Annotated in this window: 20 protein-coding genes; 9 read left to right on the plus strand and 11 right to left on the minus strand. The window is 71.1% G+C overall.

Annotated features, from left to right (window positions below; translation table 11 throughout):
* Positions 1-247 precede the first annotated feature (247 nt).
* A complete protein-coding gene (locus ACIA73_RS24735; RefSeq protein WP_399440860.1) occupies positions 248-790 on the minus strand; it encodes an FABP family protein in 543 nt (180 codons plus the stop codon).
* A gap of 350 nt (positions 791-1140) precedes the next feature.
* Between ACIA73_RS24735 and ACIA73_RS24740 the strand changes: the two genes are divergently transcribed.
* From ACIA73_RS24740 to ACIA73_RS24750, 3 genes are all read left to right on the plus strand, one after another.
* Positions 1141-1761, plus strand: a complete 621-nt coding sequence (locus tag ACIA73_RS24740) for an L-threonylcarbamoyladenylate synthase (RefSeq protein WP_399440861.1) — start codon at positions 1141-1143, stop codon at positions 1759-1761.
* 118 nt (positions 1762-1879) lie between these two features.
* Complete coding sequence (locus ACIA73_RS24745) at positions 1880-2443, plus strand: TIGR03086 family metal-binding protein (RefSeq protein WP_399440862.1); 564 nt, start codon at positions 1880-1882, stop codon at positions 2441-2443.
* 158 nt (positions 2444-2601) lie between these two features.
* Positions 2602-3312: a DUF2470 domain-containing protein gene (locus tag ACIA73_RS24750; protein WP_399440863.1), complete on the plus strand. Its 711-nt coding sequence runs from the start codon at positions 2602-2604 to the stop codon at positions 3310-3312.
* Between the two features lie 119 nt (positions 3313-3431).
* On the opposite strand, the gene ACIA73_RS24755 is transcribed toward ACIA73_RS24750, so the two are convergent.
* Positions 3432-3740, minus strand: coding sequence for a hypothetical protein (locus ACIA73_RS24755; RefSeq protein WP_399440864.1), 309 nt, complete (start codon positions 3738-3740; stop codon positions 3432-3434).
* A gap of 82 nt (positions 3741-3822) precedes the next feature.
* Complete coding sequence (locus tag ACIA73_RS24760; RefSeq protein WP_399441082.1) at positions 3823-4074, minus strand: hypothetical protein; 252 nt, start codon at positions 4072-4074, stop codon at positions 3823-3825.
* A 152-nt stretch (positions 4075-4226) separates the two neighbouring features.
* Here ACIA73_RS24760 and ACIA73_RS24765 point away from each other — a divergent pair, with 152 nt between their 5' ends.
* From ACIA73_RS24765 to ACIA73_RS24775, 3 genes are all read left to right on the plus strand, one after another.
* Entirely contained in the window at positions 4227-5153 is a 927-nt protein-coding gene (locus tag ACIA73_RS24765) for an alpha/beta hydrolase (RefSeq protein WP_399440865.1), read from the plus strand.
* Between the two features lie 9 nt (positions 5154-5162).
* On the plus strand, positions 5163-5537 hold the full coding sequence (locus ACIA73_RS24770) for an RNA-binding S4 domain-containing protein (protein WP_399440866.1): 375 nt from the start codon (positions 5163-5165) through the stop codon (positions 5535-5537).
* 83 nt (positions 5538-5620) lie between these two features.
* Entirely contained in the window at positions 5621-6043 is a 423-nt protein-coding gene (locus tag ACIA73_RS24775; protein ID WP_399440867.1) for a YchJ family protein, read from the plus strand.
* On the opposite strand, the gene ACIA73_RS24780 is transcribed toward ACIA73_RS24775, so the two are convergent.
* From ACIA73_RS24780 to ACIA73_RS24800, 5 genes are all read right to left on the minus strand, one after another.
* On the minus strand, positions 6025-6240 hold the full coding sequence (locus ACIA73_RS24780; RefSeq protein ID WP_345226244.1) for a hypothetical protein: 216 nt from the start codon (positions 6238-6240) through the stop codon (positions 6025-6027). The two genes, ACIA73_RS24775 and ACIA73_RS24780, sit on opposite strands and share 19 nt — an antisense overlap.
* A 15-nt stretch (positions 6241-6255) precedes the next feature.
* Positions 6256-7302 carry a DUF6397 family protein gene (locus ACIA73_RS24785; RefSeq protein WP_399440868.1) on the minus strand — a complete coding sequence of 349 codons (1047 nt, stop codon included), beginning with the start codon at positions 7300-7302 and terminating at the stop codon, positions 6256-6258.
* A 139-nt stretch (positions 7303-7441) separates the two neighbouring features.
* The gene (locus ACIA73_RS24790; RefSeq protein ID WP_399440869.1) at positions 7442-7837 is read right to left on the minus strand and encodes a roadblock/LC7 domain-containing protein; all 396 of its coding nucleotides are present in this window, start codon (positions 7835-7837) and stop codon (positions 7442-7444) included.
* A gap of 158 nt (positions 7838-7995) precedes the next feature.
* Positions 7996-8625 (minus strand): GTP-binding protein, encoded by a 630-nt coding sequence (locus tag ACIA73_RS24795; protein WP_399440870.1) that lies wholly within the window; start codon positions 8623-8625, stop codon positions 7996-7998.
* 88 nt (positions 8626-8713) lie between these two features.
* Entirely contained in the window at positions 8714-9142 is a 429-nt protein-coding gene (locus ACIA73_RS24800) for a DUF742 domain-containing protein (protein ID WP_399440871.1), read from the minus strand.
* 200 nt (positions 9143-9342) lie between these two features.
* On the opposite strand from ACIA73_RS24800, the gene ACIA73_RS24805 reads away from it, so the two are divergent.
* Positions 9343-9966 carry a class I SAM-dependent methyltransferase gene (locus ACIA73_RS24805; RefSeq protein ID WP_399440872.1) on the plus strand — a complete coding sequence of 208 codons (624 nt, stop codon included), beginning with the start codon at positions 9343-9345 and terminating at the stop codon, positions 9964-9966.
* Positions 9967-9975: 9 nt separating this feature from the next.
* Here the strand turns inward: ACIA73_RS24805 and ACIA73_RS24810 are convergent, their stop codons facing one another.
* On the minus strand, positions 9976-10863 hold the full coding sequence (locus ACIA73_RS24810) for an oxygenase MpaB family protein (RefSeq protein WP_399440873.1): 888 nt from the start codon (positions 10861-10863) through the stop codon (positions 9976-9978).
* A 148-nt stretch (positions 10864-11011) separates the two neighbouring features.
* Here ACIA73_RS24810 and ACIA73_RS24815 point away from each other — a divergent pair, with 148 nt between their 5' ends.
* Both ACIA73_RS24815 and ACIA73_RS24820 read left to right on the plus strand, forming a co-directional pair.
* Positions 11012-11299, plus strand: a complete 288-nt coding sequence (locus ACIA73_RS24815) for a hypothetical protein (protein ID WP_399441084.1) — start codon at positions 11012-11014, stop codon at positions 11297-11299.
* 93 nt (positions 11300-11392) lie between these two features.
* Entirely contained in the window at positions 11393-12196 is an 804-nt protein-coding gene (locus ACIA73_RS24820) for a hypothetical protein (RefSeq protein WP_399440874.1), read from the plus strand.
* A gap of 58 nt (positions 12197-12254) precedes the next feature.
* Here the strand turns inward: ACIA73_RS24820 and ACIA73_RS24825 are convergent, their stop codons facing one another.
* Together ACIA73_RS24825 and ACIA73_RS24830 are read right to left on the minus strand one after the other, a co-directional pair.
* Positions 12255-12809, minus strand: a complete 555-nt coding sequence (locus ACIA73_RS24825) for an MOSC domain-containing protein (RefSeq protein ID WP_399440875.1) — start codon at positions 12807-12809, stop codon at positions 12255-12257.
* A 64-nt stretch (positions 12810-12873) separates the two neighbouring features.
* Positions 12874-13056 carry a hypothetical protein gene (locus ACIA73_RS24830; RefSeq protein ID WP_399440876.1) on the minus strand — a complete coding sequence of 61 codons (183 nt, stop codon included), beginning with the start codon at positions 13054-13056 and terminating at the stop codon, positions 12874-12876.
* Positions 13057-13112: the final 56 nt, after the last annotated feature.

The following is a 13112-nucleotide window of genomic DNA, read 5'->3' on the forward strand; positions in this document are numbered from 1 at the left end:
GGGTGGCGGGGGGGGGGGGGGGGGGGGGCGCGCGGCCCCCCCCCCCCCCCCCCCCCGCGGGCCGCCGGGCCCCGCCCCCCCCCGGGCCGCCCCCCCCCCCCCCCCCGACCTGGGCTTGTGCCGATCTGCCTCGGGCCGACGCTTGTGCCAATGAGCTGGTGGCATCTAGTGGGCGACTCTCAGCAGGTGACTCTCAGCAGGTGACGATCTTGCCGTAGAAGGACGGAGGCCCGTCGGGGTGACCGGCTTAGCCGCGGCGTTGCAGGTGCGCCTTCAGGTGGTGCTGGAGGGGCTGGCCGACGGCCGCGAGGTCGTGGGCGAAGTGCAGTGTGCCGTCTGCGGCGAGGGTGTAGCGGCGGCGAGTGGCGTCGACCTGTTTGGCCGTGGGAGCGAGCGCCACCTCGTGGGTCGCGAGGTCGACCGTGGACCCGTCCGCCCGGCCGACCGCGACCTCCGCGATACCGGTGGGCTGGGTGATCAGTGCTTCCACCCGGCCGTCCGGCTGGAGCCGCCACCATCCGCTCTCTCGTGCGGAGGGCCGCAACGGGGTGCCCTCGGCGTCGATGAGCCAGGCCCGGGCCTCGTAGTGGAGGAACGGTCGGCCGTCGTGGGTGAAGGTGACCTCCTGGTCGTACGAAAAGCCGTCGGCGAGGGTCGGGTATTCGCCGCTGCCCCTGCCGTGCCAGGTGCCAAGGAGGCCGAGTACGGGATGGAGCAGTTCGTGTGGAGCGGGTGCCTCGTCCGCTCGGTGGCTGTCGGGGAACGGAAGTGCTGCTACGGGATCGAGCACGGTGGAGCTCCTGGGGACGAGTGGCGAGGTCGGTGGCCGGGTCGGGCCGAGGGGCAGCCTAGGGCGTCGGCCCGCCCGGGTCTGGTTCCCCGGGGGCGCGCAGGGGCGGAACTCGGGCCTGCCGGGTGCGCACACGTGCGGGACCCCGCTGCGGTGGCCCGCTTCGGCGACGTAAAGGTAAAGAAGGAGCAGTGGCTCGACCGACCGCTTCTGAGCCGTCCGAAGGTCGAGCCTGTTCGGCTGAGAATCATGGGCGGCACAACAGAGAACCGCCCACCGGGAACCTGTTTTCTCTCCGGGGCGGACGGGGTGTCGGACGCTGCCGCACAGTGATCACCTAGACTCGGCAAATGGCGAAGTACTTTGACGTACACCCCGAAAACCCCCAGCCCCGCACCATCAGGAGTGTGGCCGACAGCATCCGGGCCGGCGAGCTCGTCGCATATCCGACCGACTCGTGTTACGCGCTGGGATGCCAGCTGGGCAACCGTGACGGCATCAACCGGATCCGGTCCATCCGCAACCTGGACGACCGGCACCACTTCACCCTGGTGTGCCACGACTTCGCACAGCTCGGCCAGTTCGTGCAGCTCGACAACAAGGTGTTCCGTGCCATCAAGGCGGCCACGCCGGGCAGTTACACCTTCATCCTGCCGGCCACGAAGGAGGTGCCGCGGCAGCTGCTGCACCCGAAGAAGAAGACGGTGGGGGTGCGCATCCCCGACCACGTCGTCGCACAGGCCCTGGTGGCCGAGCTCGGAGAGCCACTGCTGTCGAGCACGCTTCTCCTGCCCGACCAGGAGGAGCCGATGACGCAGGGCTGGGAGATCAAGGAGCGGCTCGACCACGTCGTGGACGCGGTGATCGACTCCGGGGAGTGCGGGACGGTACCGACGACAGTCGTGGACTTCTCCGACGGCGAGGCCGAGATCGTACGGCGAGGGGCGGGCGACACCTCGCGCTTCGAGTAGCGGCGGGCGGCTGCGCGAGGCCGCGATGCCTCGCGCAGCGATGAGTTTCGGGTTCCTCCCCGGTCTGCCCTTGTGGACCCCGCGTGCGGGTCGCGTACGCCAGCCGAGGAGGACACCCGTGATCGACCTGAAGCCTGCCTGCCGACGGATGAACGACGTACTGGCGGGTGTCCGCCAGGAGCAGTTGGCGGATCCCACACCCTGCGACCGGTACAGCGTCGGCGACCTCATCGACCATGTCGCGGTGCTCTCGGCGGCGTTCACGGGTGTTGCCCGCCGGGACGCCGCGATCGAGCCCCTTCCCGCGGGCGGGCCGAGTTCCGCGAACCTGCCGGGCGACTGGCGTACGAGTCTGGCCAAGAGCGTCCAGGGGCTCGGAGACGCATGGGACGACCCGGCGGCCTGGGAGGGTGCGGCGGATGCCGGGGTGGGGTTCGAACTTCCCCGCGCCGAGTGGGGGCGGATCGCCCTCACCGAAGTGGTGGTGCACGGCTGGGATCTCGCACAGGCCACCGGCCGGCCCTTTGAGTTGCCCGAGCAGACTCTGCGCGACTGTTTCGATCATGTGGCCACTTTCATCGGACAGGCGCCGATCGAGGGGCTCTGGGGACCTTCGGTCGCGGTGGCGCCCGACGCGCCGTTGCTGCATCGGGTGTTGGGGGCCACCGGGCGTCGCCCGTGACGAGGCGTTGCACCGGGGCAGCCAGCACGCGCCGGGCGGGCCCACCGGAGGGGAATCCGGCCGTGGCGCCCCCATATCCAGCGCAAGGTGCATTAGGTTAGGCTTACCTAAGTAGCCAAGCCCGGTGCTCCCCCACCGCTGCCTTCTGGAGAATCCGCATGCGCCTGCCCCGTTCCCGCGCCCCGCAGCCGACCACTGCCGAACGTGTCCGGTCCGTGCTGGCCGCGGCACATTCGATGACGGTCGTCAGCGACGGTCTGCACACCGAAGTACGCAGGCTCGACGGGGCCGGGGTGATGACCCGCATTCACGTCCACGCGCCCACGCCCGAAACCCCTCCGCCGCCGGGCAGTGAACGCATCCCGGTGCGGCTGGAGTTCACCGACATCGCCCCCACTCCGGTACGGGACCGGGTCCGCTCGCGGGTCACGGTCACCGGGCTGCTGGCCGCTCCTTACCGTACGTCCGAGACGGACGAGAGCACCTGCATGGAATTCGGGCAGGCGGTCATCGAGGACGCCGACGGACGCCACTTCGTCACCCTGGAGGCGCTGGAGGAGGTGGCCCCGGATCCCCTCACCACCTGCGAGGCCGGGATGCTGACCCATCTCATGGACTCGCACGCCGAGTTGATCCCGTTGCTGCTCCGGCTGGTCCGCGCCCCGAGGACGGCCGAGCTGACCCGGGCCGTACCCCTCGCCATGGACCGGTACGGGCTTACGCTGCGGCTGGAGTACCCGCGCAAGCACAGCGACGTACGGCTGGCCTTCCCGACGCCGGTGACCGGCGCCGAGCAGGCCGGCCCGCAGATCCAGGGGCTGTTGCGGGCGGCACGCCGGATGTCCCACCCGAACCGGCTGCCCGCCTGACGCGGGTGGCGCTCGGACCTGGCCGGAGGTCCGTCAGGGCCGTTCGTGGATCCATCCGCCCGGTCCATCGGCTCGGGATCCGTGCGGCGGGCCATCCGGAGGTCTGTGCCCAGACCTCCTCAGAGGCCGCAGATGGTGCAGCCGTTCTCCTCGGCCGCCGCCCTCCAGGCCGGGGTGGGATCGACGAAGTACTGGACCTCGCCCCGGCGATAGGCGTCCACATCGCGCTGGAGGGCCGCGCAACCGGACGGGTCGGGGGCAGCCCCCACGGCGGCCGCTCCCGGGGCGAGCAGCAGGCTTCCGGCGAGGACGGCGACGCAGGCCGCGGCGGCGGGGGCATGACGGACGAGGGACATGACGGAACCCTTCGGAGCGCCGGTACGGAGGCCGGGTGCGTCCGGCCCCTGCTTCCAGTAGGCAGTTGTCACCAGTCTTCCGCATCCGGGACGCGGTGCGCACCGCGGAGGCAGGGGTTCGGGGCCCGCTCACCCACTCCCGCCAGGGGATCCGTCACCCGGACCAGACGACGTCGAGGGCCGAGAGGCGGTGGGCCGCGCGGTTGACCCAGTAGACGACGGTGAGCTGTCCGATCGACGCGGACCGTACGTCCTCGCCCTCCGGGTCGGCGGGGTTCCACTGGGTGAAGCCCCACGGGGAGAGCGCGGCGAGGTCCAGCACGTCGCGCACCATCTCCGTTGCGTGGTGGGGCAGTTCGGCGGCCACCCGGGCCGCTCGCGGTGACAGCCGGACCGGCCACGACATGTCGCTCACCGCCCGCATCCTCCCGCGTTTCCGTGCCCCGCCGAGTCCGTCCCCACTGTAGGACGGCGGCGCGGGGCGGGTGCGGCTCTTCCCCCGTGTGCAGGAGCCACGTACATTCTGCGCATCATCGACCACCCGCCAGGGAGCGACATATGCCGATCGAACCCGCACTCCAGCAGTTCCTCGGTCTGATTCCGCCGATGAACTGGTCCCTGGATCCCGTCGCGTTCCGCAAGCAGTCGGCGGCCGCGCTCGCGTTGATGCCGGTCACCACGCAGCTCCCGAAGGTCGTGAACCGGAGCGTTCCCGGGCCCGTGGGAGAGATCCCGGTGCGCGTCTACCACCCGTCCCTGGAGCCGGGACTGCCGGTGACGGTGTTCTGCCACGGCGGCGGGTTCGTCATCGGCGACCTGGACAGTCATGACGCGCTGTGCCGGACGACGGCGCAGGAGAGCGGGTCGATCGTGGTGTCGGTCGACTACCGGCTGTCGCCCGAGCATCCGTTCCCGGCCGCCCTGGAGGACGGTTACGCCGCGTACGCCTGGGTGCGGGAGCACGCGGGCGAACTGGGCGGAGATCCGGCGCGGATCGCGCTGGCCGGGGACAGTGCGGGGGCTTCGATCACGGCGGCGGTGTGTCTGATGGCTCGCGACCGGGGGCTGCCGCAGCCTGCCCTCCAGTTGCTCTGGTACCCGGCCACGGGGGTGGACGTCACGCCCTCACGCCGCCGTTTCGCCGAGGCACCGATGCTGGGGGTGGACGCGATGAGCTTCTTCCAGCGGCATCACTTCGGGGCGATCTCCCGGGAGGACGCCGTCCCGTACGGAGCGGTGTCCCTGGCGGACGACCTGTCCGGGCTCGCTCCCGCGTACGTCCTGGTCGCGGGCAACGACCCGCTGCTGGACGAGGGGAAGGCATACGCGGGGCAGTTGCGCGAGGCCGGGGGCTCCGCGCAGCTGGACGTCCAGGAGGAGATGGTGCACGGCTTCCTGAACTTCGCGAACCTGGTGCCGTCCTGCCGGGTGGCGGCCCAGCCGTCCCTGAACGCTCTGCGGCTGGCACTGAGCGCACCGCATTAGGGTGGCGGTATGGCTTCGGATACAGGAACGGTACGGGTCGACAGCTGGATCTGGTCCGTGCGGCTGGCGAAGACGCGGTCGGCAGGCGCGGCCGCCTGCAAGGCCGGGCATGTGCGGATCAACGGTGAGCGTGCCAAGCCCGCGCAGTCGGTGCGGATCGGCGACGAGGTCCGGGTACGGCAGGAAGGCTGGGAGCGCGTCGTCATCGTGTCCCAGCTGGTGCGCAAGCGGGTCGGCGCCGTCCCCGCGGCGGAGTGCTATGTCGACAAGAGTGCGCCGCGTCCGCCCAGGGAGATCCTGGGCGCGGGCGTACGGGAGCGTGGAGCGGGACGGCCCACCAAGCGGGACCGCCGGGAGTGGGAGCAGCTGCGGGGCGGGCTCTGATCCTCCGCACCCACTTCCCGGGGGAAAGCCCCCGGGGGCAGGGCCGGGCGTGAGCGGCAGCGGGTTTCGGCGAGGATGGGGGCATGTCCCAGATGCCTCGTTCTCGTACGAAGTCCGATTCCGTTGCCCCCTGCCCGTGCGGTCGTGAGCAGTCCTATGCGGCGTGCTGCGGCCCCTTCCACCGGGGCGGTGCCGCCGCTCCGACCGCCGAGCGGTTGATGCGATCGCGCTACAGCGCGTTCGTGATGCTCGATGCCGCGTATCTGCTCCGGACCTGGCATCCGACGACCCGGCCCGCGTCGCTGGATCTCGACCGGCACCAGCGGTGGACCGGGCTCGACATCCTGGGTGCGACCGGTGGCAGCGCCTTCCACCAGGAGGGGACCGTCGAATTCCGTGCCCATTACGTCCACGACGGGCAGCCGGACAGCCAGCAGGAGCTGAGCCGGTTCGTGCGCGCCGACGGGCAGTGGGTCTACCTCGACGGTCAGAACAGCGGGAGCTGACCCGGGAACTCGGGCACGGCGTAGCCGTCCAGGGACGGCTGCACGGCCGACCCGAGCGGAGCGGTGGTGCGTGAACCGGGGCAGGAGATCAGCTCGGTGGTGCCACGTGCCCCCGGTGGGTCGTGGCGGGCGAAGCGGGCGGCGACGACTGCGATTTCACGGCGGCACACGGGGCAGACACGACGAGGAGACGACACATGGATCAGTCTGCCTCATCCGCCGGCCCCCCTCGTCGATCCCTCCCCTGGCCGGTCCGGCTGTCCTGGTGCCTTCGCGGTCCTCGCCCTGCGGCCGGTCCCGCGGTGCAGCCACAACCGCACGCCGCGTGCCCAGGTGGGCCTCGGGGACCGGCCGGCGTTCCCCTCCGGAGTCCGCAGGCCTGCGTTCCCGTCCGGGATCGGCAGCGGCCGCTGCGCCCGCGCCTCGGCCAGGGAGAGGGCCAGGCTCGCCCTGATCCACTCGGCCTCGTCACGGTCCCTCGCGACGGTGAGCCGGCGCACGACGCCGCGGGCGACCGGATCCGCGGGCGCGGCCGCGACCAGACCCGACCGGAGGCCCTCCAGGAGCGCGGTCTCGTAGGGGTGCCGCACCGCTGCGGCCAGGTCTTCCGGGGCCAGCAGGGAGCTGAAGATCGCCGCCTGTTCCCAGGGGTCGTCGGTGCGGCCGAGCAACTGTCCCAGGCGGCGACTGCGCCAGTTGCGGGGACGGCGGTCCTCCCCTGCGTCGAGGGCGGCGCGCAGGGACTGCGGGTAGTCCCCGGTCAGCAGCCCGGGGTGACGGGCCGTGAAGTCGGTCAGTTCCTCGGCGAGATAGCGCCAGTCGACGGCCCTGTTGTGGTTGAGGTGGAAGGTGAAGGGGCTGAGGTATCCGGCCCGGGCCAGGGCGTGGAAGCGGAATGGCCCGACACCCATCAGCTCTGCCCCCTGGCCCGCGTCGACGGTCCGCAGCCGCACCTTGAGCGGTGTGCCCGACCTCTCCGACTCCCGCAGCCGGTCGAGTTCTTCGCAGGCCACCCGGCGGCGCCCGCCACCGCAGTCCGGCACGGTACGAATCCGGCCGAGCTGCACCGCGAGGCCGAACTCACCCCGTTTCAACCCGAGTTCCTGCGCGGCGCGTACGGCGGTGACGGTGCCGTGGGCACTGGCCCCGTAAGCACTGGCCCCGTAAGCACCGGCACCGCGTGCGTCGAGCCAGCGTGCGTCGGCGCCGCGTGCGTCGGCGCCGTGAACCCGCGCCCTCCTGATGTCCCTGACGGCCATGGCGGTCCTCCCCGTGAAGTACGAACACTCTCGGTGACGACCGTAGCCCGGTGCGCCGGATCGCGCCCGGCCTGTGGAAAACCCCTTGTGGACAACTCCAGGACCGCACGCGTTCCAGCAGGTCAGACCGGAACTCCCGTCAGATTCCCGGCTGTCGGGCAGCCACTCCGAGATGCTCGCCCACCCGGTTGACGAGCAGGGTCATCTCGTATGCGATCTGCCCGAAGTCGGCCTCGGCGGCACTCAGTACGCACAGACAGCTACCATCGCCCGCCGCAGTGACGAACAGGACACCGTCGTCGAATTCGACCATGGTCTGCCGGACCTTTCCCGCTCCGAAGTGCCGCCCGGATCCCTTGGCCAGGCTGTGCAGCCCCGACGAGACCGCGGCGAGGTGTTCGGCGTCCGGCCGTTCCAGTCCGGCGCTCGCTCCGGTCACCAGCCCGTCGTTGGAGAGGACCAGTGCATGCCGGATGTGATGGATCCGGCTGGTCAGGTCGTCGAGCAGCCAGTCAAGTCCCTTGTTCAGCGCCATGCTTCGGCTCTCCCCGCTCATTCGTTCCCCGTGTCCCCTGTTCTTTTGCAAGCCTTACCCACAGTCGGCGTGGCGGCAAGCAGATCTCGATCACCGGAAGGTCGCGGGGGCGGCGCGGAGCACGGGCACAGAGGCCTGACGAGGCACGGAGGGCACGCTCAGCCCATTGATTCCAGCATGCGTGTGGTGTGCACCCGTCCCGCGTACTCGACCAGCCGGATCAGCACTTCCTTGCCGGAGTCGCGGTCGCGCGCGTCGCACAGCACGACGGGGGTGCCCCGGTCGAGATCGAGCGCCTGCGAGACCTCGCGCGCCCCGTAGGTCTGCGTACCTGCGAAGCAGTTGACCGCCACGACGAAGGGGATGCGGCGGTCCTCGAAGTAGTCCACGGCGAAGAAGCTGTCGGCGAGTCTGCGGGTGTCGGCGACGACCACGGCGCCCAGTGCCCCCTGCGAGAGGTCGTCCCAGAGGAACCAGAAGCGGTCCTGACCCGGGGTCCCGAACAGGTACAGGGAGAGCCCGGACCGGATGGTGATGCGACCGAAGTCCATGGCCACGGTGGTGGACGCCTTGTGGTCGACCCCCGAGGTGTCGTCCACTCCGTCACCCGCCTCGCTGAGCAACTCCTCGGTGCGCAGTGGGCGTATCTCGCTGACGGAACCGACCAGCGTGGTCTTGCCGACACCGAAACCGCCCGAGACCAGTATTTTCAGCGCCAGGGGCGCACCGTCGCCCTCGCCGCCCTCCGCGTCGGGGGTGTGCGTGCCGGGGTTCTGCTCAAGGGTCATCGGGCGCTTCTTTCGGCGGTCGGGCTCGGGGCGGAGAGGGCACGCGGGCGAGGTCCTGAGGTGCGTGCGGACCGGTCGGGTACGGGTGTCACAGGGCACGAAGCCCGTCGATGAGTTCCTGTACGGGGAGCTCCGCGGGAAGCCCGGCGGGGTGTGAGGCGACGTCACAGGTCACCAGTCCCGCGCGGGCCAGGTCCTCCACCAGGGCGCGCACGACGCCGATCGGCAGATCCGAGGACGAGGCCAGGTCGGCCACGGTCCGGGTCCCGGTGCGGCAGAGCCCGAGCAGGGTGTGGTGCACGTGACCGAGCAGCTCCGCATCGGGTTCGCCCGCGTCGGCGGTGGCGGAGACCAGCGTGACGAGGTCCAGGCGCGGGCCGGCGACCGGTGCCGCACCCGCGCCCGTTCCGGATTTGTCGGCACGCACGCCGGTGCGCGCGTAGGGGCGTACCAGAGGTCCTGCCTCCGCGTCGTACCACTGGGTGCTGCCCTCGGCGGCCCTCTGATGCTCGATCATCCGTGGCTCTCTCCGGCTCCGGCTGAGGCGCGGTGTGCCCGTGGAGTCCGGACGGTAGTCCCGGTGGTGCGCACCGCCGGGCCGGGTTTCGAAAGCAGACCGAATATGGCGGGAACGTTGCCCGCGACGATCGCAGCGGGCTCGAACATGCGCGCCCTGACCGACCGCAGGAACACCCGCGACGGGGGGATCATGAGGTCATGACTGATGACCCCACGCAGGTTGACGACCACACGCAGGTTCAGGAGTTCTTCGGCGCCCGGGCCGCCCGGTGGGACACGCGTTTCGCGGGCGACGGCCCCGCCTACGCCGCAGCGGTCGCCGCGATGGGGTTGCCCTCCGGCGGGGCGGTGCTCGACGCCGGTTGCGGTACGGGGCGTGCGCTGCCGTACCTGCGTACGGCCGTGGGGAGTTCGGGCACGGTACTGGGCGCGGACCTGACATGGGAGATGCTGACGGAGGCGGCGGGCAAGCGACGCGACCACCGCGCCCTGCTCACCCAGTCCGACGTGGCCCGCCTCCCGCTCCGGTCAAGCGTCCTGGACGGGGTCTTCGCCGCCGGGCTGATCGCACACCTGCCGCACCCCGCCGGGAACCTGCGCGAACTGGCCCGCACCGTACGCCCCGGCGGGCTGCTCGCCCTGTTCCACCCGGTGGGCCGGGCCGCCCTCGCCGCCCGGCAGGGACGGCAGCTCACCGACTCCGACCTGCGTGCGGAGCCCAACCTCCGTCCGCTGCTCGCGGGTTCGGGCTGGAGCCTGCTCAGCTACGTCGACCAGGACGACCGCTTCCTGGCGCTGGCCTCCCGCGACACACCTGCCTGACCGCCGGCCCTACCGGGTGCGCTGACCGTGCGGCACCGGGCAGCCGCGTACCCCAGGAACGGGAAGGGTGCCCAGGCCGGCGACCTCGTAGCCGTCCGGATACCCCTTGATCTCCGGGTTCTGGCGCGCGTAGTGCGGTGTCCTGCGGGGTGGCAGCAGGCGCACCAGGCGTGCGCGCAGCCGCAGGGCGCCACTGACCGCGGCGCGGGCGACCGGATGCGGGCGCTCGTACCGGAAGGCCCGCAGCAGCGGGTCGTCGAGGAGGGCGAGGCTCGCACCGCGCGCGACGGGTGCCAGTGGCCCGTACCAGGAGGCCATCAGGTCGAGGGTGGCGTCCGAGACCTTGCGGGCCCCCTCGTCCCAGCCGAAGCGCTCGGCCTCGTGGAGGTCGAGGCAGCGCTCGAACTCCTCGAAGGAGTGCGGGATGTCGCGGATGCCCAGGTGGGTGCCGAGGGTGCGGTAGTACGCCGTCGAGGCGCGCAGTTCGTGGTCGGTGAGGCGGCGCCAGCCGTAGCTGTCGATCCAGCGCTTGGGTACGACGACGAAGGTGGCGAGGACGTAGCGCATGTCGTCGTTGCTGATGTCGTAGCTGCGGTGCATGCGGTTGATCCGGCGGAGGGCGGTGCGGCCCGCCTCGCTGCCGAAACCGTGCTCGACGACCGTGTCCAGCAGGAGGGCGGTGTCGTCGTAGCGCTTCTGGGTGCGGTCGGTGAGTTCGGCGGTCTCAGCGAGCAGGCGGCCGATGCTGGGCATCGCGTAGGTGCGGTAGAGGGCAAGTTCCAGGGCTCTGGCGAAGTCCCAGGGGAACTCGTAGGTGGCGGTCATCCGGTAGATCCGCAGGAAATCCCGCTCCGGATCGAGCCGTCGGATCTGCCCCAGCCGGTCGTAGCGCTTCACCGCACGTCGCCCCTCTGCCGATTCCCGTGACGCTGCTCCGGCGCACCGGCTTCCGGTGCGACGGAGGCTCAACTCTACGGCCAGGGGGCACACTTGGAGTGTCCGCCGATCTACTGCTCACGGGGATGTGGTCCGGGTGCTGAACACGATCAAGGGATTCTTCCGGTCGCTCAAGGAGCCGCTCACGCCCAGGGTTCCGCAGGCGCGGGAGGCTCAGCGACGGCACAACCTCTTCGAGGCGGCCGCGGTCTATGTGGCCGCCTGCGCGGAGGACGACGAGCAGCGCAGCGACGAGGCGGCGGGGTGGGTGTCGCCGGAGGCGCTGTCGTTCGGGGTGACGGAGCTGGCCTGCCGGGCGGTGATCGCGCTGGCGCGGGAGCGGGACGAGCCGCCGCAGCGGGTGGCCAGAAGTCTGCTGGGCCTGCCCGCCGCCTGAGAGCTTGTGTGCGATTGGGTGCCGTCGGCCCTCGACGAGCCGGTTACTCGCTGGTTAAGGTTCGCCGACTAGCGATCATCTGGGGAGGGTGCCGTGACGGGGACGGAAGCTGCCGGGGACGACGACGCGCTGTTTGTGCTCACCGCGGTACTGCTGACGCCTGCGCAGTTCCCGAGCGTGCTCGGCGACGACTTTCCCGCGGCCTGCGCGGCGCTCGGCCTGGAGCCGCTGGGTGAGGGGTACGGGCTGGTGCTCGGTCAGGACGGGGACGGGGCGCGCTGGACGGTGGCCGTGGACGACGTGTCGCTGGTGGCGGTGGCCATCGCCTCCTGGGACTGCGGCATGGAGTACGACCTCTCGCCACCGGAGCGCTCGGTGGTGGCGGCGCTGCCGGGCTGGCCGCTCGCCCTCGCGGTGTCCGCGCCCAACGTCCCGGCTCCCCACGACCCCGTACCGGACGACGATGATCCGGATGCCGGGCCCGCGCTGACACCGCCGGACACGGAGCAGTGGGGCCCGGCGCAGCGCAGGCTGGGCGCGGACGAGATCGCCCGGCAGTGGGCGAACTGGCGTGGGCAGCTCGACGAGGACAGCGGGACCGAGGCGTTCACCGGTGTGGAGGGGGAACTTCACCCGGGGGTGCGGCGGGTGATCGACGAGCTGCACGGGTACGTCGCCGAGCCGCCGCCGCTGGGCCGGGTGCGATCGGCGTTCGCCAGCAGTGATGCCCGTACCCTGCGGGCGGACGGTCCGGGCTGGTCGCTGGTGGCCAGGACCGATGACATCGCGTTCCTGCTGCTGGACGACGAGCCAGGGGAGGTCCTGCCGGTGGGGCGGGGTTCGGAGCTGCCCGGGCTGCTGGAGTCGCTGGAGAAGATGGCGGTACGGCCGGCCTGAGGGTTCTTTCGCGAAGCGACCCCTGCCCCGAGCCCGGGGAGCGCAACTCTCTCGCCGGTCAGACCCGTTCGAGCGGGCGGTGCGGTTCCGCGGGAAGTTCCACGGTGATGGTGTCACCGGGCCCGACGCGGCCGCCGGTGCGCACGATGCCCATGATTCCGGCCTTGCGGACGACCGCACCGTCGGGGTCCCGGCCGACGACCTGCTTGAGCAGGCCGTCCTGGAAGTTGTCGATCTGCAGACACGGGTTGCGCAGTCCGGTGACCTCCACGACGGCTTCGCCGCCCAGGCGCAGCAGCGTGCCCACGGGGAGGGCGAGCAGGTCGATGCCGCTGGTGGTGACGTTCTCGCCGAGCTGTCCCGGCCGCACCTCGAAACCCTGCTGCCGCACTTCGTCGAAGAGTTCCTGGTGGATGAAGTGGACCTGTCGCAGGTTGGGCTGCGTGGGGTCCTGGGCGACGCGGGAGCGGTGCTTGACGGTGACCCCCGCGTGGACGTCCCCCTCGACCCCGAGTCCTGCCAGCAGGGTGATGCTGTCGCGGTTGGGCTTGGTGAACGAATAGCTGCTGTTGCTGCTCACTGCCGTGACTGCTGCCGTGACTGTTGCGCCCACGAGGGACTCCCCTTTTCCCGTCGTACAAGTGATTCATCGGGAGCCTATACGTGGGCGCCCGGGGTCAGCGGCCGAGCTCCTTGCGGGTGATCCGCTGGAGCCTGCGGCGCTGGGTCTTGTCCAGCAGCAGGTACGCGCCGACGGGAACACCCACCATGACCAGCAGCGCGGGCCAGAATCCGATGATCCAGATGAGGGCGATACCGATCACGACACCGCCGGTGGCGACCTTGGCACTCTTCGACATCTTTGACGCCTCCTCCGCGGCGGATGCCGCTCCTGCTCTTGAGAACGCATTTTGGG

The organism is Streptomyces sp. NPDC051561 (genome assembly GCF_044454195.1).
Taxonomy (GTDB): domain Bacteria; phylum Actinomycetota; class Actinomycetes; order Streptomycetales; family Streptomycetaceae; genus Streptomyces.